This window comes from Psychromicrobium lacuslunae (assembly GCF_000950575.1).
GTDB lineage: Bacteria > Actinomycetota > Actinomycetes > Actinomycetales > Micrococcaceae > Renibacterium > Renibacterium lacuslunae.
In genome coordinates, this window is sequence record NZ_CP011005.1 from 3,427,261 (window position 1) to 3,446,941 (window position 19,681).

Annotated in this window: 25 protein-coding genes; 8 read left to right on the forward strand and 17 right to left on the reverse strand. The window is 58.9% G+C overall.

Translation table 11 applies throughout. From position 1 onward, the window contains the following. Positions 1-44 precede the first annotated feature (44 nt). Positions 45-287, forward strand: coding sequence for a DUF2630 family protein (locus UM93_RS16150; RefSeq protein ID WP_045076500.1), 243 nt, complete (start codon positions 45-47; stop codon positions 285-287). A 33-nt stretch (positions 288-320) separates the two neighbouring features. On the opposite strand, the gene UM93_RS16155 is transcribed toward UM93_RS16150, so the two are convergent. The 10 genes from UM93_RS16155 to UM93_RS16200 all read right to left on the reverse strand — a co-directional run bounded on the left by UM93_RS16155 (position 321) and on the right by UM93_RS16200 (position 5,247). Next, positions 321-1,088 carry a copper homeostasis protein CutC gene (locus tag UM93_RS16155; protein WP_045076501.1) on the reverse strand — a complete coding sequence of 256 codons (768 nt, stop codon included), beginning with the start codon at positions 1,086-1,088 and terminating at the stop codon, positions 321-323. Continuing rightward, a complete protein-coding gene (locus tag UM93_RS16160) occupies positions 1,085-1,426 on the reverse strand; it encodes a hypothetical protein (protein WP_045076502.1) in 342 nt (113 codons plus the stop codon). The genes UM93_RS16155 and UM93_RS16160 overlap by 4 nt, the downstream gene beginning before the upstream one ends. Then, the gene (locus UM93_RS16165; protein WP_045076503.1) at positions 1,426-2,031 is read right to left on the reverse strand and encodes an Asp23/Gls24 family envelope stress response protein; all 606 of its coding nucleotides are present in this window, start codon (positions 2,029-2,031) and stop codon (positions 1,426-1,428) included. The genes UM93_RS16160 and UM93_RS16165 overlap by 1 nt, the downstream gene beginning before the upstream one ends. Next, the gene (locus tag UM93_RS16170; RefSeq protein ID WP_045077662.1) at positions 2,028-2,591 is read right to left on the reverse strand and encodes an RNA polymerase sigma factor; all 564 of its coding nucleotides are present in this window, start codon (positions 2,589-2,591) and stop codon (positions 2,028-2,030) included. The genes UM93_RS16165 and UM93_RS16170 overlap by 4 nt, the downstream gene beginning before the upstream one ends. 102 nt (positions 2,592-2,693) lie before the next feature. Then, entirely contained in the window at positions 2,694-2,960 is a 267-nt protein-coding gene (locus UM93_RS16175; RefSeq protein ID WP_045076504.1) for a CsbD family protein, read from the reverse strand. Positions 2,961-3,001: 41 nt separating this feature from the next. Beyond that, positions 3,002-3,610: a hypothetical protein gene (locus tag UM93_RS16180; RefSeq protein ID WP_045076505.1), complete on the reverse strand. Its 609-nt coding sequence runs from the start codon at positions 3,608-3,610 to the stop codon at positions 3,002-3,004. Beyond that, positions 3,607-4,200, reverse strand: a complete 594-nt coding sequence (locus tag UM93_RS16185; protein ID WP_045076506.1) for a hypothetical protein — start codon at positions 4,198-4,200, stop codon at positions 3,607-3,609. The genes UM93_RS16180 and UM93_RS16185 overlap by 4 nt, the downstream gene beginning before the upstream one ends. After that, positions 4,197-4,577 (reverse strand): hypothetical protein, encoded by a 381-nt coding sequence (locus UM93_RS16190; RefSeq protein ID WP_045076507.1) that lies wholly within the window; start codon positions 4,575-4,577, stop codon positions 4,197-4,199. Before UM93_RS16190 ends, UM93_RS16185 begins: the two co-directional genes overlap by 4 nt. Beyond that, positions 4,574-4,765, reverse strand: coding sequence for a DUF2273 domain-containing protein (locus tag UM93_RS16195; protein ID WP_045076508.1), 192 nt, complete (start codon positions 4,763-4,765; stop codon positions 4,574-4,576). Before UM93_RS16195 ends, UM93_RS16190 begins: the two co-directional genes overlap by 4 nt. Continuing rightward, positions 4,762-5,247 (reverse strand): Asp23/Gls24 family envelope stress response protein, encoded by a 486-nt coding sequence (locus UM93_RS16200; RefSeq protein ID WP_045077663.1) that lies wholly within the window; start codon positions 5,245-5,247, stop codon positions 4,762-4,764. The genes UM93_RS16195 and UM93_RS16200 overlap by 4 nt, the downstream gene beginning before the upstream one ends. Positions 5,248-5,421: 174 nt before the next feature. Between UM93_RS16200 and UM93_RS16205 the strand changes: the two genes are divergently transcribed. Then, the gene (locus tag UM93_RS16205) at positions 5,422-6,507 is read left to right on the forward strand and encodes a lipid II:glycine glycyltransferase FemX (RefSeq protein ID WP_045076509.1); all 1,086 of its coding nucleotides are present in this window, start codon (positions 5,422-5,424) and stop codon (positions 6,505-6,507) included. An 82-nt stretch (positions 6,508-6,589) separates the two neighbouring features. Next, positions 6,590-8,113, forward strand: coding sequence for a threonine/serine exporter family protein (locus UM93_RS16210; protein ID WP_045076510.1), 1,524 nt, complete (start codon positions 6,590-6,592; stop codon positions 8,111-8,113). 23 nt (positions 8,114-8,136) lie between these two features. On the opposite strand, the gene UM93_RS16215 is transcribed toward UM93_RS16210, so the two are convergent. The 5 genes from UM93_RS16215 to UM93_RS16235 all read right to left on the reverse strand — a co-directional run bounded on the left by UM93_RS16215 (position 8,137) and on the right by UM93_RS16235 (position 13,512). After that, positions 8,137-9,030 carry an Fpg/Nei family DNA glycosylase gene (locus UM93_RS16215; protein ID WP_045076511.1) on the reverse strand — a complete coding sequence of 298 codons (894 nt, stop codon included), beginning with the start codon at positions 9,028-9,030 and terminating at the stop codon, positions 8,137-8,139. A 69-nt stretch (positions 9,031-9,099) separates the two neighbouring features. Further along, positions 9,100-9,927: a siderophore-interacting protein gene (locus tag UM93_RS16220; RefSeq protein WP_045076512.1), complete on the reverse strand. Its 828-nt coding sequence runs from the start codon at positions 9,925-9,927 to the stop codon at positions 9,100-9,102. 70 nt (positions 9,928-9,997) lie between these two features. Next, a complete protein-coding gene (locus UM93_RS16225) occupies positions 9,998-11,260 on the reverse strand; it encodes an MFS transporter (RefSeq protein ID WP_045076513.1) in 1,263 nt (420 codons plus the stop codon). A gap of 2 nt (positions 11,261-11,262) precedes the next feature. Next, a complete protein-coding gene (locus tag UM93_RS16230) occupies positions 11,263-12,633 on the reverse strand; it encodes a GH1 family beta-glucosidase (RefSeq protein ID WP_234399333.1) in 1,371 nt (456 codons plus the stop codon). Positions 12,634-12,765: 132 nt separating this feature from the next. Beyond that, a complete protein-coding gene (locus tag UM93_RS16235) occupies positions 12,766-13,512 on the reverse strand; it encodes a uracil-DNA glycosylase (RefSeq protein ID WP_045076514.1) in 747 nt (248 codons plus the stop codon). Positions 13,513-13,607: 95 nt separating this feature from the next. Between UM93_RS16235 and UM93_RS16240 the strand changes: the two genes are divergently transcribed. From UM93_RS16240 to UM93_RS16250, 3 genes are all read left to right on the forward strand, one after another. Further along, complete coding sequence (locus tag UM93_RS16240; protein ID WP_324606752.1) at positions 13,608-13,907, forward strand: DUF3263 domain-containing protein; 300 nt, start codon at positions 13,608-13,610, stop codon at positions 13,905-13,907. A gap of 40 nt (positions 13,908-13,947) precedes the next feature. Then, a complete protein-coding gene (locus tag UM93_RS16245) occupies positions 13,948-14,547 on the forward strand; it encodes a LytR C-terminal domain-containing protein (protein ID WP_045076515.1) in 600 nt (199 codons plus the stop codon). A 70-nt stretch (positions 14,548-14,617) separates the two neighbouring features. After that, complete coding sequence (locus UM93_RS16250) at positions 14,618-15,844, forward strand: ABC transporter substrate-binding protein (protein ID WP_052663859.1); 1,227 nt, start codon at positions 14,618-14,620, stop codon at positions 15,842-15,844. A 19-nt stretch (positions 15,845-15,863) separates the two neighbouring features. Here UM93_RS16250 and UM93_RS16255 read toward each other — a convergent pair whose 3' ends face one another. Further along, complete coding sequence (locus tag UM93_RS16255) at positions 15,864-16,238, reverse strand: MerR family transcriptional regulator (RefSeq protein WP_045076516.1); 375 nt, start codon at positions 16,236-16,238, stop codon at positions 15,864-15,866. A gap of 44 nt (positions 16,239-16,282) precedes the next feature. Between UM93_RS16255 and UM93_RS16260 the strand changes: the two genes are divergently transcribed. After that, positions 16,283-17,167, forward strand: coding sequence for an NAD(P)H-binding protein (locus tag UM93_RS16260; RefSeq protein WP_045076517.1), 885 nt, complete (start codon positions 16,283-16,285; stop codon positions 17,165-17,167). Between the two features lie 26 nt (positions 17,168-17,193). On the opposite strand, the gene UM93_RS16265 is transcribed toward UM93_RS16260, so the two are convergent. Further along, complete coding sequence (locus UM93_RS16265) at positions 17,194-17,643, reverse strand: TM2 domain-containing protein (protein WP_045076518.1); 450 nt, start codon at positions 17,641-17,643, stop codon at positions 17,194-17,196. A 376-nt stretch (positions 17,644-18,019) separates the two neighbouring features. On the opposite strand from UM93_RS16265, the gene groL reads away from it, so the two are divergent. Next, on the forward strand, positions 18,020-19,657 hold the full coding sequence (groL, locus tag UM93_RS16270; RefSeq protein ID WP_045076519.1) for a chaperonin GroEL: 1,638 nt from the start codon (positions 18,020-18,022) through the stop codon (positions 19,655-19,657). Positions 19,658-19,681: the final 24 nt, after the last annotated feature.

Below are 19,681 nucleotides of genomic sequence, written 5' to 3' on the forward strand. Positions count from 1 at the left end.
CGTCTGATTACCGGTAGGTCGATGCTTGGCGTAGCCTGAGTGACATGAATAGCGAAGAGATTCACCACCACATTTCCGAACTGGTGCAGCGGGAGCAGGAGTTGCGTAGCATCTCGCCCTCTGACGGCGAAGCGGCAAGCCGGGCGAATGAGCTGCGTGAGATCGAGGTTCAGTTGGATCGATTCTGGGACTTACTCAGGCAGCGCCGGGCGCGCATCGATGCCGGCGCCAACCCCAATGAGGCGGAGTTGCGCTCCAGCAATGAAGTCGAAGGTTACCGTCAGTAACTCCTAGCAACTCCTAGTAACTCCCGATAGCCCTCAGTAAGCCCATTTCGCTGCGGTTGAACGGCAGCTGTTGAGCTGTTCAGCCGCAGCCGAAACCAGGTCTTTGTCAGTGACAAAGTAAGCATTCGGGTCGGAGCCGTCTGCAGAGCCGAGGGCAAGTGTGGCACCGGGAATTGCCGGCCCGGCAGCTTTGGCCGAAAGATGCACGGCGGCAACCCCGGCCTCCTTGAACAACGCGGGAATATCGGCTGTGCGGACCCCGCCGCCAGCCATGATTTGAACTCCGGAGTTAGCTTTCACCATCGCGGTCAGGCTTGCTAAGCCCTCAATAGCTCGCGCTGCTTGCCCGGAGCTGAGCACGCGGTCAACGCCTAAAGCAGCTAGTGACCCTACTGCGTCAACCGCGTTGACGGCTTGATCTATGGCGCGGTGGAAGACGATCTCGATTTCGGAATTTACCGAGCGTGCAGCTTCGATTAAGCGCTCGGTCGCGGCGAGGTCGACGTGCCCGCTCGGTGTCAGCACACCAATCACCACGCCAGCTACCCCTTGCTTCGCGCATTCGACACTTTCTAGAACTGCTGTGGCTAGTTCTTCCGGCGAGTAGCAAAAGTCGCCGGGGCGGGGACGGATCAGCGCTTGTACTGGGAGCTCACTGGCATCGAGCACCGAGGCGATTAACCCCGCCGAAGGCGTGACACCGCCTAGCTCCAAGGCGCTGCAGAGCTCCACGCGATCGGCGCCGCCTCGGTAGGCGGCAACAGCGCCCGCCGCTGAGGCAATCGCAATTTCGAGTTTCACTGAATGCTCACTGCGTGCACTGAGGCGACACAACGAACCTCAGGATTGATCTGAGTGTGCACGAAATCCCTAATCGCGCTGGCGACTTGGCAAACCACCTCGGGGGTGCGGTGCTCAATGCGAACACCAATGCGTGCAGTGATTTTCAGGCCATCTCCATGCGATTCGACCAGAACGGTGCGCAACGGCGGCGAATCGTCACCTTTCACGAAAGCGATAAGTTGATCAGCAGCCGTTCTCACCACGTTTTGCGGCGGGAACAGCTCATTGACTCCTGCGGTGGCTAGTACCACCGAGTTGAGCGCATCGACAAGTTGTTCGGAGCTCGACTCGCTCATTAATCACCATCTCCCAGAGTCTGTGACCGCTGAATATCGACAATCGCAATATTGATTGCGCTGATTTTCAGCTGTGTGTGTCGCTCAAGTGTTTCACGAATTTTAGTTCGCAACTCATCGGCCAAGGCTGGTAATGGCGGACCCCACACGGCACTCAGACGTACCTCAACGGTGATTTCGGCGTCCGGGCTGGAAACCTCCCCTTCTAGACGGCAGCGGCCAATCATAGCGCCCTCGAGTTCATCACCAGCTGATCGAATCAGAGCGATTACTGAACCCTCTGTTTGACTGAGTTCATCATCGGGATCGGCGGCGGGAAGCTCCCCTTGATTGTGCAGTGGGATATCTCGGCCGGCTTGAGCTTCCAAAGCGATATTGCTGAAAATTGACCCGAGCCAGTTCTCGTCCTCAGCACTGTGCGGCTCAGACTCAAAGTCGATCAGTTCTCGGGTGACCGAGTTGAGCTGCTCCAGGGCACGCAATGCTGACTGGCATTCGGGGCAGGTGTCGATATACGGATTGGCGGGCTGGCGGTCAGCTGCCAAATAGTCGCTGAGCTCGTCAAGGGAGTGGCCGCAACTGAGCATTTCGGGTCTTGCGCTCATCGCCAATCCTCCATTTCCTTCATCAGTGTCGCCCTAGCTCTTGCCAGTTGTCCACGTACCGTCGATACGCTGAGGCCGAGTTCATCGGCGATTTCCTGATAACTGTGTTCGCCAACTTCTCGGAGTGTCCAACATCTTCGTTGAGTCTCTGGCAGTTGACTTAAAGCTGCTGAGAGCGCGCTTAGCTGCGAGGCGGCTAGTGCTTGGCGTTCCGGGCGCTCGGCTGCCGGTGCCGCTATCTCTAAGTCGTCAATACCGGAGCTATCCTTGCGTTTGCGCAGTAGATCGATACTTTTGCGGCTGACGATCCGCATTAGCCAGCTTTTTACCTTAGCCGGTTCTTGCAGGCTGTCTAGGGTCTTCCAGGCGACAACGAGCGCTTCTTGGACGACGTCTTCTGCCTCGCTGTGGGAGGAGAGCAGCCGGCCAGCGTAGGAACGCATCAATAAGGCGTAGCGGCGAGCCAAGATTTCGAAGGCTCTGATGTCGCCATTGAGAGCCCGCTCGACCAGAAAAGCATCGTTGGCCGTGCTGAGCTTATTCGATTTTGGCTGATCCAACGTGCTACCTTTCGCGGCTCGACTCGTCTGATGCTTAAGCAGGTACGCCGGAACGAGCCACTGGGAGACCCGCCCCGGCATACCTTACCTTTTCAAGAAGCGTTAGTCCTTCTTCTTGAAACCTTCAAGCAATTTTTCACCCGCCGCTTTGAGATTCGCGCCGGCATCCTGGGCGAAGTCCTTAACGTTCTCCACCGCATCCTGGGCGAAATCTTTCACGTTTTCCACCGCATCCTTCGCGCCGGCCTCAGCCTGATCTGCCTTGCCTTCGGCCTTCAAATCGGGGTTATTGGTGAGATCTCCGGCAGCCTCCTTGGCATTGCCAGCCAGGTCTTGGAACTTGTTTTCGGCTTTTTCTTCGATACCCATGATTTTCTCCTGTTGTTGTGTTGTGTTGTGGGAACGGGAGCTTATTGCACCCGATGTTGATGGGACCAGCCGCTCCGCGCGCCGGAGTGGATGCTGATCAAAATAGGTAGTTCTCGGCCCAACAGCCGGTCCAAGCCGATCACCAGATTTTCCGCGGAATCCGCCAATTGACGAGGGGATGAACCTTTTCGTGCCTGGATAGAAACCTTCAGGCCTGATTGTTTCTTCAGTTGCCAGGCGCTGACCGTGGTGCTCAAGACGCGTGGATCCTCGGCTAAGGCCGCTTTGATGGCACTTTGTGCGATGTTGTCGTGCAGCGTCAAGGTGCCCTCCGGGTCTCGTTCGCGGCTCAATCGCGAAGTCCTGCCGCCACCCTGGGAAGCGATCCAGCAAATCAACAGAATCACTGCCAGCAGCAGCATTGCCAGCAGACCAAGCCAAAGCCAGCTCACTTCCCAATCGCCGAGCTGAACCCGAGTTGTGCTGAGTTGCTGGGAGGTGAATTCTTTGGCTTGACCACCCCAGTTGAGCCAGCTGTCTTTCGCCTTGGACCAGCTGCCAGCCAGCACGGTAGCGACGCCAGCAGCCAATAGCACTATTGACACGATGAATAGCAGGACTCGGTTGAGTCCACGGTTCGTGTTACTCATACGCCAACAGCTCCTTGCCGATTGATGCTGACAACTAATTTGAGATTCTCAGCTAGCTGCCAGGAGCGGACTTCTTGCTCTAGCCCGTGCTGGATGCTTTGGGCGTCAAGCGAGATACCCGAGGTCGGTCGCACTTCTACCTTGGCCCGACCATTCTGCACCTGCGCAAACACTTGAGCGGTTTGCACCCGGGCAAGCTGGCTGGCACTGCGTGCTAAGGCAGAGGCGATCACCGCGTCGTCAACCACCAGCGCATTGCGCTCGCTTGACAACGCCCGCTTAGGCTTCCGACCAGACCCGAGCGCTATCACAAGCAGCGCTAAGCCGACTAATCCAATGCCAATTCCGGCCAGTATCAGACCGATCGGTAGCGTATTGTTCGGTAGATTCAGCAGCCAGGCTGCCATTTGTGCCGGACTGGCGAGCAGGGCGGGCTGCTTGAGCAAGTGCAGCACGGTTTCGGTGCCTAGCCAGCCAAGGGTGAGGATCGCCAAGCTGGCGACCAACACTGAACTAACCGCTCTGGAACGGTGAGTTTCCCGACGGAGCATTCGGGCAGCGACCCGAGTAGGTGCGCCTGCAGTGCTCATTGTGGTGCCACCTTTCCGTCTAGGATGCTGTCCACCAGATCAATATTGATCTGGCCGATGGTTGAACCGGTGAGTTCTTCGGCTCTTCGGGCCAGTGCTGTTCTTGCTTGCCGGGCCTGCTCGGGTAGTGCTCCGCCGCGTTGCCTGAGTAAAGCCTCATCGCGAGCAATATCGCTGAGCGAAGGGACTTTGACCGGTACGCTCACCGCAATGGCCAGCTTGCCAGCATCATCACTTGCTTCGGCTTTGACTTGTGAGGCTTTCAAGCTGAAGGCCTCTGCGGTGATTGCCGCCAGCACCCGGTTCAGAGCGGTCCGAGAGATCCGGGTGAAACCGGCCAAGGTTGCGGTTGTCGGGGTGTCAGCGGCGGAACTCATGAGGAGGTCCGTTTGCCGGTCAGTGCGTCAAACACACCGCGCAGATCGAGTTTGCCTTCAAAGGTACGGCCGATGACCGCACCGACGAGCATGAAGATCAGCATCAAGATGAAGCCCCAAAAACCGAAGGCGAGGGCGGCTGCGGCGAGTACCGCGCCGATGGCGATTCCAGTTACAGTTCCACTCATTCGACTCGGCTCCCTTCAATAGCCTTGGCGGACTCTTGAGTCTCGGTGTTCTTGTCATCGGAAGGAATGTGAATATCGCTGACCGTGATATTCACCTCGACCACATCGAGGCCAACCAATTTCTCGACGGCGTTGTAAACGGCCGAGCGAACCTGATCGGCGACGCCCTTGAGTGGGGAGGGGTATTCGACCACCAGGGTGATGTCTACCGCCGCCTGCTTCTCGCCGACTTCCACCGAAACGCCCTGAGTGAGGTCGGTGTTACCGACAACATCTCGAATAGCGCCAATGGCGCGAGCTGCCCCACCGCCGAGGGCGTAAACTCCGGGAACTTCGCGGGTGGCGATGCCAACTACTTTGGCGACGACAGCATCCTCAATGGTGGTCTTGCCCGAATTTGAGTTGCCGGAATCGCTTTTCACCTGGACCGCTTTGCTGTCCGTGCTGGTGGGCTTCGCAGGGTTATTAGCCGGTGTGCTCATCATTTCTCCTTGATTAGTGGAAGCGTTCACCAATAAGTCGCAGGTCAGCATTGAAGTGTCATGAAAAAATTGTGTGACTTAGCTCACCCGACGGATTGCCGTGCGTTGAGGAGGACGGAGCAGGCGATGCCGAGCCGGATAGACTGAGCAGGTTGATCGATCCAGGAAGCGAGGATGTCGTTGCCAGCTTTTACCGCCAGGTTCGCTAGCCCAGAAGAGCGCAAGACATGGGACAGTCATGTCACCGCCAATCCGCAGGGGGGCAATCTCTTGCAGTCCGAAGCCTTCGCGGAGGTGAAATCCGAGTACGGCTGGGATCTTCGGTTCTTGGTGCTGGAATGCGCCGAGTATGCCAGCTATAACTTGGTGCTGGAGAAGACCTTCCCTTTGCTCGGTCGGCTTTGGTATCTGATCAAGGGTCCGGACCTCGCTGCTGTGGAGGATATCCCGGCGGCCTTAGCAGCGGTCAAAAAGTTTGTCGCCACGCAGAAGCTGGGGGTCTTTGCGATCAAGATCGAACCCGATGTGCCAGATAGCGAACGGGCTCGCGATCTGCTGAGCTCCGCAGGACTGATTAAGACGCCAAATCTGCAGCCGAACGACTCCACCGCAATCCTCGACACCACACCGGAACCTCAGCAACTGATGCGGAACCTCAGCTCACGCGCTCGCAATGCCATTCGGCGCGCTCAGCGCGAGGGGGTTGAGGTAGAAAAAGTCACTCCTAATGAGGAGAACTTCCGCACTATGTATCGATTGATGGCTGGAACCATCGCCGAAAAGGGCAAGACTCAGATGCGAGATTTTGAGTACTACCGTAAGTTCTGGCAGGGATTCATCGACCGTTCGCAAGGTCGCTTCTACTTTGTTTATGAAGATGGCCAGGCGGCAGTTGGAGCCTTTGTGATCAACTATGGCTGGAAGGGCACATACAAGGACGGCGGCTCGCTGATTAAACGTTCGCGTTATGGTGATTCGCACCTGGTCCAGTGGGTGGCGATTAATGATCTCAAGGAGTTGGAAACCCCGGTTGCGCAGTATGACTTCTGCGGCACCCCGCCGGTGGACAGGATCAAGGACAATACGCATCCACATTATGGCCTGGGCTTGTTCAAGACATCCTTTACCAAAACAGCTATTGATTTCGTCGGTTGCTGGGATCTGGTGCTCAGTCCGTTGAAGTATCGTGGCTGGAATATGGCCGGTGAACGGATAGCTCGTCAGCTCTATACTCGTCGTACTGGGCAGCAGTTCTACTGAGGTTCATTGAGGTTTGCCGAGCTAGAGACCGCTCGCAGAGGGTGGGGCTGAAAATTATCCCGTGACTGAATTGAGGGGTGAGATGAACGCAGAGGACGCCAGGAAAGCTGGCCTGCCGGGCAAACGTCAGCCTGGCGAGCCGAGGCCGTCGTCGAAACAGATTCCCACCGTGCAGCAGTCGCGCGAGAATTTTGCCGCCAAACGTGGCCTGCGCCGACTGGTGCAAGGTGAAATGCCGCCCACCGCGCCGATGAGCATCGTTGACCGTTTGGCTGGCAGCCCCTATGCCAATCCGATGATTCAGGTCGGTGGGGTTGATAACTCGGTGCGGAAGACAATCGATTTCACTTTGCTGCTGGCCGAAACCATGTTCAGATTCGGCGCCGGGGCGCTCGAGGTTGAGACCAGCATGATCGCGGTAACGGCCGCGCTCGGCCTGCGCAATATTGAGGTCGACATCACGAATCAATCGGTCAGCATTAATCATGCCCCGAAGAATGCCACGCCGATCACGCTATTGCGGGTGGTGCGGTCGTGGACGAATAACTATGCCGGGCTGACCGAAGTCCATCAGCTGGTGATCGACATTGTCGGCGGCGGAGTCGGCCGGGAAGAGGCGCAACAGCGGCTCAACGAGATTCTGCGCAAACCTAAACCATATGCGCGCTGGATGGTTACCCTGGGCAGCGGCGTATTTGCCGCTTTCGTGGTTGCGGTGATTGGCGGGGGGCTGATCGGTGCACTGGTGTCGATGGCGTCGACACTGCTGGTTGGGCTGCTGAGCAGGACCCTGGCGCGCTGGCGAGTGCCGGACTTCTTTGTCACCGCGATGGGAGCGTTCCTGGTGACCGCGATAGCCCTGGCCTTTGTCCGCTTCGAGATTCCGATTCAGCCTGGTGCTGTGGTAACCGGTGGCATTTTGCTGTTGCTGCCCTCGGGCCGTCTGGTCTCCGCCGTGCAGGACGCGATCAACGGTTTCCCGGTCACCGCAGCCGGACGTTTCTTATCGGTGTTCTTGACCTTTGGTGCGATTGTGTCTGGGATTGCGGTGGCTTCCGCGCTCGGCGGCCTGCTTTTGGTGAGTTCGAAATCGGTGACCGAGGCGCCGCAATCGGTGCCACCGCCACTCTACTTGGCGCTGCTGTTCGTGCTGCTAGCAACCATCTTGATTGGGGTAGTGGAACAGACCTCGCCGAGGTTATTGCTGCCCACTGCGGTGATTGGTGTGCTCGGCTATTCGGTGCTCATTCTGGTCGGGCATTTCGGAGTTGGACCGCGACTGGCGCCGGCAGTTGCCGCAGCCATTGTCGGTGTTCTGGCCAGGTTGCTCGCAATCCGAATGGGAGCTCCGCAGCTAGTGCTGGCGGTGCCGTCGATATTGTTCCTGCTCACCGGTTTGTCTATTTTCCGGGCGATGTTCACCCTGACGATTGCCACGGATTCGGCTTTGGACGGCGTGGTTGGCTTATTCAACGCCCTGGTCGTGATTATGGGGGTCGCCGCCGGTGTGGTGCTTGGCGACAACTTGGCTCGACCACTCAGCAAACTCGGTAAGCTCGGTAAACTCTCGGTAGGCCTGGACTCAAGACGAAACCGCCGCCGCTAGCACGGCGACCTTGGTCCGGACGGTTATTTGAGCAGTCGGGACATTCTTCGATCGGCCAGCAGCTTCCCACCGGTCTGACAGCTAGGGCAGTACTGGAGGGAGCGATCAGCATAGGCCACCTCGCGAATAGTGTCGCCGCAGACCGGGCAAGGCTGCCCGGTTCGAGCATGCACCCGCATGCCCGACCGTTTGGCATCTTTGAGCTCCGCCGCGGGTTTCCCCGTTGCCGAACTGATTGCTTCACTCAGAATGGTGTGAATGGAGGTGAAGAGCAGTTCCAGTTGCGCTTCGGTCAAGGAATTACTCGGCGCGAACGGGGAAAGCTTGGCCAGATGCAGAATCTCGTCGCTATAGGCATTGCCGATTCCGGCGATCTGCCGTTGGTCACGCAGCACTCCCTTAATCTGGGCGCGCTTCGCAGAGAGAATCTGACGCAAAGTGTCGACAGTGAAATCGGGGGAAAGCGGGTCCGGCCCAAGACTGGCTATGCCGGGGACGTCCAACGGGTCACGCACCACATAAATAGCTAGGCTCTTTCTGGTGCCAGCCTCGGTGAGGTCGAAACGGGCGTTTTCAAAACCCAGCCGAGCGGTGATGTAGCCACCAGGTTTGAGTGCTGTCGGCTTGGTCGTGTCGGTCGAATCGGAGCTGTTAGAAAAGCGAAGCCAGCCCGCTTTAGCTAGGTGGAAGATGAAGTGTAAGTCGACGTCGTCGGTGGCGGAGGGGCCGAAGCGCAGATCGACGAACTTTCCTTGCCTACTGACCGATTGCAGCGCTCTACCCAATAGCTCACGTTCGGTGGGCGAGGCGGTTTTGAGGGCAGTGAACGAGGCGATCTGAACGGATTCGAGCACACTGTCGTGTAACTCGGCATCCAGGAAATGGCTTAGGCCAACCAGTTCAGGCAGTTCGGGCATAACCTCATTCTGCCCCTCAGCGCCGACAATGTCACCGCTGGCGGCTTTGTTGAGGGGGGAGCGCGCTGGTTACAGGATCTTACCGATATCCTCACGTTTTTCCGCTTGGAAGCGGTCCTCCGTGCGGCCATTGGCCCAATAACCTGAGAGCGAGACTTGATCTCTGCGCAGACCACGCTGCTTGAACAATACGTCCCGTAGCGCTTTCATGTACTCGCGCTCGCCATGCACAAAAGCGTCGACCTCGCCCTCCGGCCAATTTGAGGCTGCCACGGCGTCGATAAGCACCGTGCTAGTGCCAGCTGCCGCGCCATTGCGACTGAGCCAGTCAACCCTGAGCCCGGTGGGCGAGTCGATCGGCTGGATATCCGATTCACCGCCGACCTCGATAAAGGCCTGGCCAACTGCATCGCTGGGCAGTGATTCGATCGCTGCGGCTATCGCTGGCAAGGCGGATTCGTCACCGGCAAAGAGATACCAATCGGCCTCCGGCTTGGGCCGATAAGCCCCGCCGGGGCCGGAGAAGATCAACCGGTCTCCGGGTTTAGCTGCCGCTGCCCAGGGGCCAGCCAAGCCCTCGTCGCCGTGCACCACGAAGTCGATGGCGAGTTCACCAGCGGCGTCGTCGATCCAGCGCACCGTGTAGGTCCGGGTCACCGGCCATTGATCCCGGGGCAGTACCTCGCGGAGTGCGAAGACATCAACGGGCTCCTGATATTCAACATCGGGATGCAAGAAATGGATTTTCACGTAGCGGTCGGTGAAGCCATTGTCATTGAACGCGTCGAAACCTTCTCCGCCGAGGATTACTCGCACCATGTGTTGGCTGAGCCATTCGCTGCGTTGCACCTGAAGGGTGATTTGCTGACGTGGTTTGCTGGCGGGGGAAGCTGACATGAAAACTCCTGAAGCATTCTTAGGTTTACCTAACCAGCCTAGCCCACGCTGACCGCGCAATGTTCCTTGGCTACCGGCTGGAGGCTGAAGGAAGCAATGCGGGACGGGCCAGCGCCGTGAGCAGGCCACCGGCGAGTGACAGCGCTGCGGCCGCCGCGAAGACCGGCCAAAAACCCCCAGCCCAGGCCACCAAGGCCGCGCCAAGCAGGGGCCCAATCAACTGCCCCAGGGCTGCCGAGACATTGACCAGGCCAAGGTCACGGGCATGATCTTTTTCATTTGGCAGCAGATCGGCGGCAAAGGCCAGCCCAACAGTGGAGAATGCGCCATAACCTAATCCCATCAGCGCCGCTGCCAGCATTGTCATCTCGAAACTGGGCACCGCGACCAGGGCGATTCCGGAGAGCGCTTGGATGGCCGTTGCCGCGATGGTGAGAGTACGGCGATTGCCGTTGCGATCAGACCAAAAGCCGGTGAGCACCGAGGCCAAGACGACGAACACGGTGTAAATGAGGATTAAGATCAGCAGGTTGTCTTGCGCAAGGTCGCTCGGTTGACCGAGCCCATGCAGCAGGAAGAACAAAAACAGTGCGGTCCCTAGGGCATTACCAATATTGGCAACCAAACGACCTAGCAGCATCCAGCAGAAGTTTCTATCCCGCAGCGAGCTGAGGCTGCGCTGCCCTACTTCAACTGAAGCTATTCCAGCGCTCAGGGGTGTAGTGGGTGGATCGGCCGGAGTGGGTGGATCAGGTAGCAGCAGTGCGGTGGCCGTTCCGATCGCGGCAATGATGCCGGCCAGCAACAGGTAACCAACGAACACGCCAAGGCCAAGCAGCACGACCAGGGCCACACCGAGCACCACGCCGAGGGCTTGACTGGATCCCACCGCCGCGGAGGCAGCGCCGCGCTGACTGGCTGCGAGCTGATCGGCGATCAAGGCGGTGAAAGCGGCTGAGGCGACCGCGATGCCAACTGACACGCCCAACCAGGCAGCGCCGATGTGCCACGGCTGAGAAGCTAGGCCGGTGAGAACCAGACAGCCAGCGGTGAGCCAGACCCCGCCGAGCGCCCAAGGGCGACGTCGCCGTCGGCCGGCAGCGGCCCGGTCTGACAGCGCGCCGCTCAACGGGCCAGCGACGATCCCAGCGAGCCCGCCGAGACCCAGCACGATGCCGGAGGACACCACTGCGTTGATCCAGTCCTGCTGTGCGGTATCGAGCTGCAGTGGTAATAACAATTGAACTGGGGTGAGCTGGACCGTCCAGATCGCCAACCAGGCCAGGGTGAAAAGCGACATCCAACGGGCGCCGACCTTAGCTGTGCCTGCCATCTTCAGAACCGAGAGGCCGAGCCGGTACCGCGCAAGCGAGCGATCAGCTCTCGATACCAGTGATAAGAAGCCTTTGGAGTGCGGGTTCCGGTGTCGAAGTCGACGTGTACCAGGCCGAACCGCTGGGTGTAGCCTTCAGCCCATTCCCAGTTATCCAGCAGAGACCAAACCGTGTATTCCTGAACCGGCACGCCCGCCGAAATCGCCTCCGCGATGGCCGAGATATGCCCAGAGAGGTATTCGATCCGGTCATCGTCCTGAACGTAGCCAGCTCGCGCTGGCTCGGCGAAAGCTGCACCGTTCTCGCCGATAATCACCGGTGGAAGTTGCGGGTGGGCAGCGTGCAGTTCGATCAGAAAATCACGCAAGGCGCTCGGCATAATCGGCCACTCTGGACCGAAATCTGTCACCGGCGCTCCCGGGGTCGGCACGATATCGAAAGGAATCGGGCTGCCCGCCGCTGCCGCTGTGACTGTTGTCGGGTTATAAAAGTTAATGCCGTAGAAATCGATCGATCCAGCGATCGCGGCCAGGTCACCGTCCTGCACCGGCATGGCTGGCAGGCCGAGCGACTCAAGATCAGGGTAGTTGCCGGCGAGCAACGGTTCGCTGAAAATCCGGTTGTGGATCAGATCGTAAATACCCGCCGCCTGCTGATCCTCGGTAGTGTCGTGCAGCGGCAGCACCCGAGTGTGATTATTCGGCAAACCAAGTTGAACACCGCCGCTCGCACGCAGTACCTGAACAGCCCTGGCATGCGCCAACAGTTGATGGTGCACGCTGGGCAGCGCCTCAAAGAGCAGCTGCTTGCCCGGTGCTAAGGTGCCGACGGCGTAGCCCTGCAACGTTGTCATCGCCGGTTCATTAAGGGTGTACCAATGCTTCACTCGGTCGCCGAGCCGCTCGGCGACCAGGGCCGTGTATTCCGCGAAACGTTCGGCAGTATCTCGGCTCAGCCAGCCTCCGGAGGCTTCCACGGCGCTGGGCATCTCCCAGTGAAAAAGGGTCGGGAAAGGAGTCACTCCGGCTGCCAGTAGCGCATCGACAAAACGTGAGTAGTGATCTAAAGCGATGGTGTTTGCTGGCCCTTTGCCCTCGGGCTGGATTCGCGCCCACTGGATCGAGAAACGATAGCGGTCAAGCCCCAAACCAGCGAGCAAAGCGACGTCATCCTCAGTTCTTCGGTAGCTGTCGCAGGATGGATCGGCGGTCGATCCATCCTTAATGGCGCCCGGGGCCTCTAGGAAGTCGTCCCAGATTGAGCGACCTCTGCCGTCGGCGGTGCGAGAGCCCTCGACTTGGAAGCCGGAGGTGGCCGCGGACCAGCGAAAATCGGCCGGTAATACGGGGCGGAACGGATCAGGACTCATCATGCTCCTTGACTTCCTCGTCGGGTAGTCAAAATTATGCACCTGGCTGCCTGCCCGAAGGAAGACCTGCTGGCTTCGCCTTGGACGGGGTCGAGCTATCTCAGTTCAGCAGTGCTCCGGATCTAGGCACTGTGCTTAGCGTACGGTCCAATCAATGCCGCTAGCGCCCTGCCGTTCTAGGAGCTGATTGATCTTACTGAATGGCCGAGAGCCGAAGAAGCCCCGCGAAGCCGAAAGCGGGCTGGGGTGGGCCGAGCTGATAATCGCGGTCGAACCCAGTAACGGTGTGAGGTTCCGGGCATCGTTCCCCCAGAGCAGCGCGACCAGAGGTTTATCTCGCGCTAGCAGGGCGCGAATGGCGGCCTCGGTGATTTTTTCCCAGCCCTTTCCGCGGTGTGATGCCGGGGTGCCGGGGCGTACGCTGAGTACCCGGTTTAAGAGTAAGACTCCCTGTTGCGACCAGCTGCTCAGGTCACCGTGGTTGGCCGGTGGGATGCCGAGGTCATCTTGCAATTCGCGGTAGATATTACTCAGGCTGCGGGGCAGTGGTTTGGTGTGTCGTTCCACCGCGAAAGAGAGGCCGATCGGATGTCCGAAGGTCGGGTAGGGATCTTGACCGACGAGCAGTACTTTGACCTGGTCGAGGGGTTGTTGGAAGGCGCGTAATACGTTCTTCGGTGCGGGCAGGAAGCCTGGACCGCCGTCTCGTTGCTGGGCGGCTATGAATTCGGTGTTCAAGAAATCGCCCATAGCTTTGAGATTCGCTTCGACCCCGCTGAGTGCAGCCGCCCAGTCAGGGCTTATGCTGGCGAGTGGGTCATTGCTCAATTGCTTGAGGGCTTCGCGGTTGCTGAGTTCTTCCACCTCACCATTGTTCACCATCTCGCTCCGCGGCGGATAAATGACAACGATGTGATTCGCCATTATCATGGAACGAGCAGAAGATCGTGGATAACAGATAGGGGAGTGTCGTGGCCGTGTCGCTACCGCTCACAATCGAGGATTTGAACGCAGGAATTCACTCCGGTGACACCGCGCTGAGTGAGCGTGACCAGCAGATCCTCGCCCTGGAACGGCACTGGTGGAAGTATGCAGGAGCCAAAGAGCAGGCTATTCGCGACCTTTTTGACCTCTCCTCAACCCACTACTACCAGATCTTGAATGCGCTGATTGATACCGAGGACGCACTGGCTTTCGATCCAATGCTAGTCAAGAGATTGCGTAGACTACGTACAACGCGGCAACGCGCCAGGACGGCTCGCCGCCTGGGCAACTAGTTGAGCGAACGCTCTAGCACTTCCACCGAAAGCGCCTTCCATGAGTAATTATCCACGGGATGAATTCGACAACGTCCCGGAATCTTCCTCACGCCAAGGCGTCCATCGCTCTGTGATGGCTGAGCCAAGTCGGCCGCTCTGGCCGATCCTCGCCTTTGCTGCCGCCGCGCTACTGATCGGCCTGCTCGCCTTTTTAGTGGTTCCGCGTCTAGTCGGCGGAAACCAAGTGGCTGCTAGCAGCAGTCCTGCGGCTAGCTCTAGCGCTCCTTCCGCGACGGCCAGCACCACGAAACCGAGCGCCCCGCCCAGTTCTAGCGTCCCGGCCACGACGTCCAAGCCGCCAGTAACGCCGAGTGCCCCGCCGCTGGATAAGACACAACAGGTATACGTCTACAACGGATCCGGGATCAGCGGGTTGGCTGCCAGAGTGGCGCAGCAAGTCCGGGTGGATGGCTGGACGGTTCCGGTGAATGCGAACTGGACTGGCATTCCGCAACCTAGCTCGGTAATTTTCTACAACGGAGCCAACCAGAAGACCAATGCTGAAGCGCTCGCAAAATTGCTTGGCATCGCTCGCCTGGTTGACACCCCGGAACTCGGCATCCCGCTAGCCGTGGTGCTCGGCCCTGGGGCGCAATAATCTCGCTACAGTGTTTCTATGCTTTCTTTAGAACCACTTGGGCATTTGCAATCGGGTTCGGAGCGCTGACGTGAAACTCTCTCTCGCCGGAATGATCGGGTTCACGTTGGTCGGCGCACTGGCGTTAGCCGGTTGTGGCGCGGAAAGTGGCAATGCCAGACTCGCCTCGCCCAAGCCTGCGGGCATCGATGCTCTGAAGATCGGATTATTGCTGGACAGCACCGGTGAGCAGGCTTTTTTAAACCCGGCTCAGCAGGCAGCAGCGCAACTGGCCGTGCAACAGATCAATCTGGCCGGCGGGGTGAATGGAAAGCCTGTTGAACTCGTAGCCGGTAGTCCGGGCGGATCCACCACTGAGCAAAGCAAGAAACTCATTGAACAAAAGGCCGCTGTGGTGATCGGTCCAACGGATTCATCACAAGCTACCGCAGCTTCCGAGCAATTCGGGAAAAACCAGACCGTGCTGATTTCGCCCGCCAATGCTGCCAGCGCCTTGAGCAAGCTAAGTAGCGGTGGCTATTACTTCAGGACGGCTCCGGCGGAAACCATGCAGTCTATGGTGCTGGCGAAGCTTGCCCTGGACGAGGCAAAAGGTGGCGTGGTGGCTGTGATTTACGAAACAGATGACAGCAGTAAGGAAATTGCCGAACAGACCGAGAGTGCGCTCAAGTCACACGATGCGAAGCAAGTGGTCAGTATCGTCGCCGATGATGCGCTTGCAGCGGCCCAGAAAGCCAAGGAATCCGGGGCCGCAGCGAGTGTGGTAATTGCTCGGCAACACGGTCAAGAAATTTTGGCTGAACTCGGGAACGCCGGTGTTTCTGGGGCGAGTTTAGTGTTGGGCGATGGTGCCACCGCTTCATATGGCGCGAATCTGGCGGTTGATACGCTCAAGGACGCCCAGGGTATTCTTCCGGGAGTTTTTCCGACCGCCGGGTTCCAGGAAGAGCTGCTGAAGATCAACAGTTCTCTTAAGTCACTCAACTATGCCGCCGAGACTTATGACGCGGTGGTCCTCGCCGCCTTGGCTGCAGCTCGGGCCAAGGATTCCTCCGGGCCCTCGGTGGCGGCAAAACTCATTGAGGTCTCCGGCGGTGCTGGCGACGGCCAGAAGTGCCATCAGCTTGCCGACTGTTTTTCCTTGCTGAGCCAACACAAGACGATTGACTATGACGGGCTTTCCGGCCCAATTGGTTTCACTGAACAAGGCGATATTAGCGAGGCCAATTATCTGCTTTATCGCTACAGTGCGAGCAACTTGCCGGTGCTCAACGGAGCAGAAAAAGCAAGCAAATAGCATCTCCTCGGGTGATTCATCACTTTTCGCGAACGAAGCCCAGACAGTCCGGGCAGTCATCTAAATAGCGATGTCGGCATTCGACGGTGTGCTGTAAGTAGGTAATGGCCTGTTGTCGAGTCAATATTTCAGCCTGCAGCTTGGTGATCTTGGCTTTCACCAAAGCTTGAGCAGTTGATTTCTCGGCGGACATCGCGGCAACGACCTCCGGTAATGAGAGGCCGACGCTGCGGAGCTTCAAGACGGTGCGTGCACTATCCAAGGCCTCCTCATCGTAAAGCCGATAGTTATTGCTGTTGCGGGGCACCCGCAAGGCGCCAACTTCCTCCCAATGCCTTAGTACATGCGCCTCGACGCCTAGGCTGGCAGCCGCCTCGCCAACTGTTTTTGCCACGATGCCTTGCCTTAATGTTGACCTGAACCTCTAAGGTCTCCATTATGTCTAATCGGAACCTTCTGCCGAATGCCTCGCAGCGCCCCTTGGTGCTGGTGCTCGGGGCGAGTGGAAACCTTGGTAGCGAAGTCCTCAGCCGGTTGGCGGACCAGGATGTGAGAATCAGATGCTTGGTACGTCGACCGATTGCGTTGCCGCCCGGAGCTGAGCTGGTGATTGGCAGTCTGACCGAGCCCGCTCAGCTTCGTGCCGCGCTGAACGGAGTTGACCGAATCTTCCTGATCTGGCCGCTGCTGGACTCCACGGCGGCGGCCAGGGCTCTTGAAGAAATCGCGCTCACGACAGCCCGAGTCGTCTACCTCTCCTCGACGGCCATCGATGACGCGCTGCCACGCCAGAGCGACCCGATTGCGCAGGTGCATGCGGACCTAGAGGCACTGCTGTCAAGATTCCGGCTCAAGGCCGTGGTGCTGCGCAGCGATACCCTGGCTTCGAACGCCCGAGGCTGGCGTTCTCAGCTGCGAATCAGCGATCTGGTAGCCGGACCGCGCGCGGCCGCCACCGCCGTGGTCGACGAACGTGATGTAGCGGCTGCCGCTGTCGCCATCCTCTTATCAGATGGGGACAGCTCGCAGCCGAACACTCCCTACCTGCTGACCGGTCCGGAAATACTCAGTAGAGCAGATCAGCTAGCGCAGCTCGGTTCTGTGCTCGACCGAAAGCTGCGGTTCCAGCTCTTAGACGCCGAATCGGCCCGAGCGCAATTGCTAGCCGACGGTCGTCCACAGCAACTGGTCGAAGCGCTGATCGAGGCTGCGACCAACCGCCCGGATTCAACCTTACTGACCGACGACCTTAGCCAGCTGACCGGGCGGGCGGCGCGAACCTTTCGGGCTTGGGCGCTCGATCACGCCGCCGAATTCAGTTGAGCGACCGGCCCCGGGTATTACCGGGGTTAGTCTCGCAGTGGGACGCCCTTAGCGTCCGCCTGGAAGCCACTGGAGCCAACCAGAATAAGAATGCCCTCGATCAATCCCCAGATGGCTACCAACGGGGCCAGGATGCCGAGCGAAAGCAGGCTGATCAGCAACTGGGCCACCGCTTTGCCGGTGAAGCCTAAATAGAAGTTATGGATACCGAGCGAGCCCAGGAAAATGCCGAGCAAACCAGCGGCAATCTTCGACTTCGGCACCACTCCGCCGGGGTAGCCCTGCTGGTAGTTCTGCTGCTGGTAGCCGGCTTGTTGGCTACTGGCCTGGTCTGGGTAGTTCTGGTCTGGGTAGTTGACGGCGGGCGGAGTATCGCTCGGGGATGAAAAGGTGGGTTCGCCGCCAGCTGCTGCCTGCTCGAAGCTCGGGGTCTGATCCGCCGAGGGTTTCTCGGGCTGGTTAGGGTTCTCGCTCATCGTCGCTCCTTAGCTAAAGCACTGTTAAATGCCTAGGTTAAATGCCTGGGGTGTTATGTAGTCTGTTCTGACCGTAACGAAGATATTCACCGAAAACTAGCTCCTCGAAACAAAACAAGGGGTATCTACGGGTCATCCCTGAGCGAAACTCCGGCACATCGTGACTATTCCGCTTGCACTCTCCACCCCCGAGTGCTAATTATTGAATTAGCACTCTCCCGGGCCGACTGCTAATTTCTGCACCGACAGGGGAGTTGACCGGTTTGGTGAGGCAAAGCGCAAGGTGTACCGAATGCATCGAACGCCTGCCGTCCGTCGCGGGCACCCTGCCGGTTACTAGAACTCACATGATTGTCCCGAAAGGACTGAAGCCTCCATGGCCAAAATCATTGCATTCGACGAAGAGGCGCGCCGCGGTCTCGAGCGGGGTCTGAACACCCTCGCCGACGCCGTCAAGGTAACCCTCGGCCCGCGCGGCCGCAACGTCGTGTTGGAAAAGAAGTGGGGCGCTCCCACGATCACCAACGATGGTGTTTCCATCGCCAAGGAGATCGAGCTGGAGGATCCTTACGAGAAGATCGGCGCAGAGCTGGTCAAGGAAGTTGCCAAGAAGACCGATGAGGTCGCTGGCGACGGCACCACCACGGCTACCGTGCTGGCTCAGGCCCTGGTTCGCGAAGGTCTGCGCAACGTCGCAGCCGGCGCTGATCCGCTGAGCCTGAAGCGTGGCATCGAGAAGGCCGTGGCCGCCGTCACCGAGCAGCTGCTCGCTTCCGCTAAGGAAGTTGAGACCAAGGAAGAGATCGCTGCTACCGCCTCGATCTCGGCCGCTGACACCCAGATCGGCGAGTTGATCGCCGAGGCTCTGGACAAGGTTGGCAAGGAAGGCGTTATCACAGTCGAGGAGTCCAACACCTTCGGGCTGGAACTCGAGCTCACCGAAGGCATGCGCTTCGACAAGGGCTACATCTCGCAGTACTTCGTCACCGACGCCGAGCGTCAGGAGACCGTGCTGGAAGATCCTTACATCCTGGTGGTCAACTCCAAGATCTCCAACGTCAAGGATATGGTTGCCATCCTGGAGAAGGTCATGCAGTCCGGCAAGCCGCTGCTGATCATCGCCGAGGACGTCGAGGCCGAGGCGCTCGCCACTCTGATCGTTAACAAGATCCGTGGTCTATTCAAGTCCGTTGCCGTCAAGGCCCCGGGCTTCGGCGACCGCCGTAAGGCTCAGCTGGCCGATATCGCCATCTTGACCGGCGGCCAGGTTATCTCGGAAGAGGTTGGCCTCAGCCTGGAGAACGCGACCCTTGACCTGCTGGGTCAAGCTCGCAAGGTCGTTGTCACCAAGGACGAGACCACCATCGTTGAAGGTGCCGGCGACGCTGAGCAGATCGCTGGCCGGGTCGCTCAGATCCGTGCTGAGATCGATAACTCCGACTCCGATTACGACCGTGAGAAGCTGCAGGAACGCCTGGCCAAGCTGGCCGGCGGCGTTGCAGTCATCAAGGCTGGCGCGGCGACCGAGGTTGAGCTCAAGGAGCGCAAGCACCGCATCGAAGATGCCGTGCGTAACGCCAAGGCTGCTGTTGAAGAGGGCATCGTCCCCGGCGGTGGCGTGGCTCTGATCCAGGCTGGCGTCAAGGCTTTCGAGAATCTTGCTCTTGAGGGTGACGAGGCAACCGGTGCGAACATCGTCAAGGTCGCTATTGACGCTCCGCTCAAGCAGATCGCCATTAACGCTGGCCTGGAAGCCGGCGTCGTGGTCGATAAGGTTCGCGGTTTGCCCGTCGGGCACGGCCTGAACGCGGCGACTGGTGCTTACGAAGACCTGCTGGCTGCTGGCGTGAACGACCCGGTCAAGGTGACCCGTTCTGCTCTGCAGAACGCTGCCTCCATTGCCGGTTTGTTCCTGACCACCGAAGCTGTGGTTGCTGACAAGCCGGAGAAGAAGTCTGCTGCTCCTGCCGGTGGCGACGATATGGGTGGCATGGGCGGAATGGGCGGCTTCTAAGTCGTCAATACGCTTTCCACTCGC

Bases quoted from the DNA above. Each gene is read 5' to 3' on its own strand.
- UM93_RS16185 (WP_045076506.1), bottom strand. From the start codon at position 4,200: ATGAGCACTGCAGGCGCACCTACTCGGGTCGCTGCCCGAATGCTCCGT.
- UM93_RS16200 (WP_045077663.1), bottom strand. From the start codon at position 5,247: ATGAGCACACCGGCTAATAACCCTGCGAAGCCCACCAGCACGGACAGC.
- UM93_RS16205 (WP_045076509.1), top strand. From the start codon at position 5,422: ATGTCGTTGCCAGCTTTTACCGCCAGGTTCGCTAGCCCAGAAGAGCGC.
- UM93_RS16150 (WP_045076500.1), top strand. From the start codon at position 45: ATGAATAGCGAAGAGATTCACCACCACATTTCCGAACTGGTGCAGCGG.
- groL (WP_045076519.1), top strand. From the start codon at position 18,020: ATGGCCAAAATCATTGCATTCGACGAAGAGGCGCGCCGCGGTCTCGAG.
- UM93_RS16160 (WP_045076502.1), bottom strand. From the start codon at position 1,426: ATGAGCGAGTCGAGCTCCGAACAACTTGTCGATGCGCTCAACTCGGTG.
- UM93_RS16190 (WP_045076507.1), bottom strand. From the start codon at position 4,577: ATGAGTTCCGCCGCTGACACCCCGACAACCGCAACCTTGGCCGGTTTC.
- UM93_RS16235 (WP_045076514.1), bottom strand. From the start codon at position 13,512: ATGGTGAACAATGGTGAGGTGGAAGAACTCAGCAACCGCGAAGCCCTC.
- UM93_RS16260 (WP_045076517.1), top strand. From the start codon at position 16,283: ATGTCTAATCGGAACCTTCTGCCGAATGCCTCGCAGCGCCCCTTGGTG.
- UM93_RS16225 (WP_045076513.1), bottom strand. From the start codon at position 11,260: ATGGCAGGCACAGCTAAGGTCGGCGCCCGTTGGATGTCGCTTTTCACC.
- UM93_RS16215 (WP_045076511.1), bottom strand. From the start codon at position 9,030: ATGCCCGAACTGCCTGAACTGGTTGGCCTAAGCCATTTCCTGGATGCC.
- UM93_RS16180 (WP_045076505.1), bottom strand. From the start codon at position 3,610: ATGAGTAACACGAACCGTGGACTCAACCGAGTCCTGCTATTCATCGTG.
- UM93_RS16175 (WP_045076504.1), bottom strand. From the start codon at position 2,960: ATGGGTATCGAAGAAAAAGCCGAAAACAAGTTCCAAGACCTGGCTGGC.
- UM93_RS16230 (WP_234399333.1), bottom strand. From the start codon at position 12,633: ATGATGAGTCCTGATCCGTTCCGCCCCGTATTACCGGCCGATTTTCGC.
- UM93_RS16265 (WP_045076518.1), bottom strand. From the start codon at position 17,643: ATGAGCGAGAACCCTAACCAGCCCGAGAAACCCTCGGCGGATCAGACC.
- UM93_RS16165 (WP_045076503.1), bottom strand. From the start codon at position 2,031: ATGAGCGCAAGACCCGAAATGCTCAGTTGCGGCCACTCCCTTGACGAG.
- UM93_RS16220 (WP_045076512.1), bottom strand. From the start codon at position 9,927: ATGTCAGCTTCCCCCGCCAGCAAACCACGTCAGCAAATCACCCTTCAG.
- UM93_RS16195 (WP_045076508.1), bottom strand. From the start codon at position 4,765: ATGAGTGGAACTGTAACTGGAATCGCCATCGGCGCGGTACTCGCCGCA.
- UM93_RS16245 (WP_045076515.1), top strand. From the start codon at position 13,948: ATGAGTAATTATCCACGGGATGAATTCGACAACGTCCCGGAATCTTCC.
- UM93_RS16210 (WP_045076510.1), top strand. From the start codon at position 6,590: ATGAACGCAGAGGACGCCAGGAAAGCTGGCCTGCCGGGCAAACGTCAG.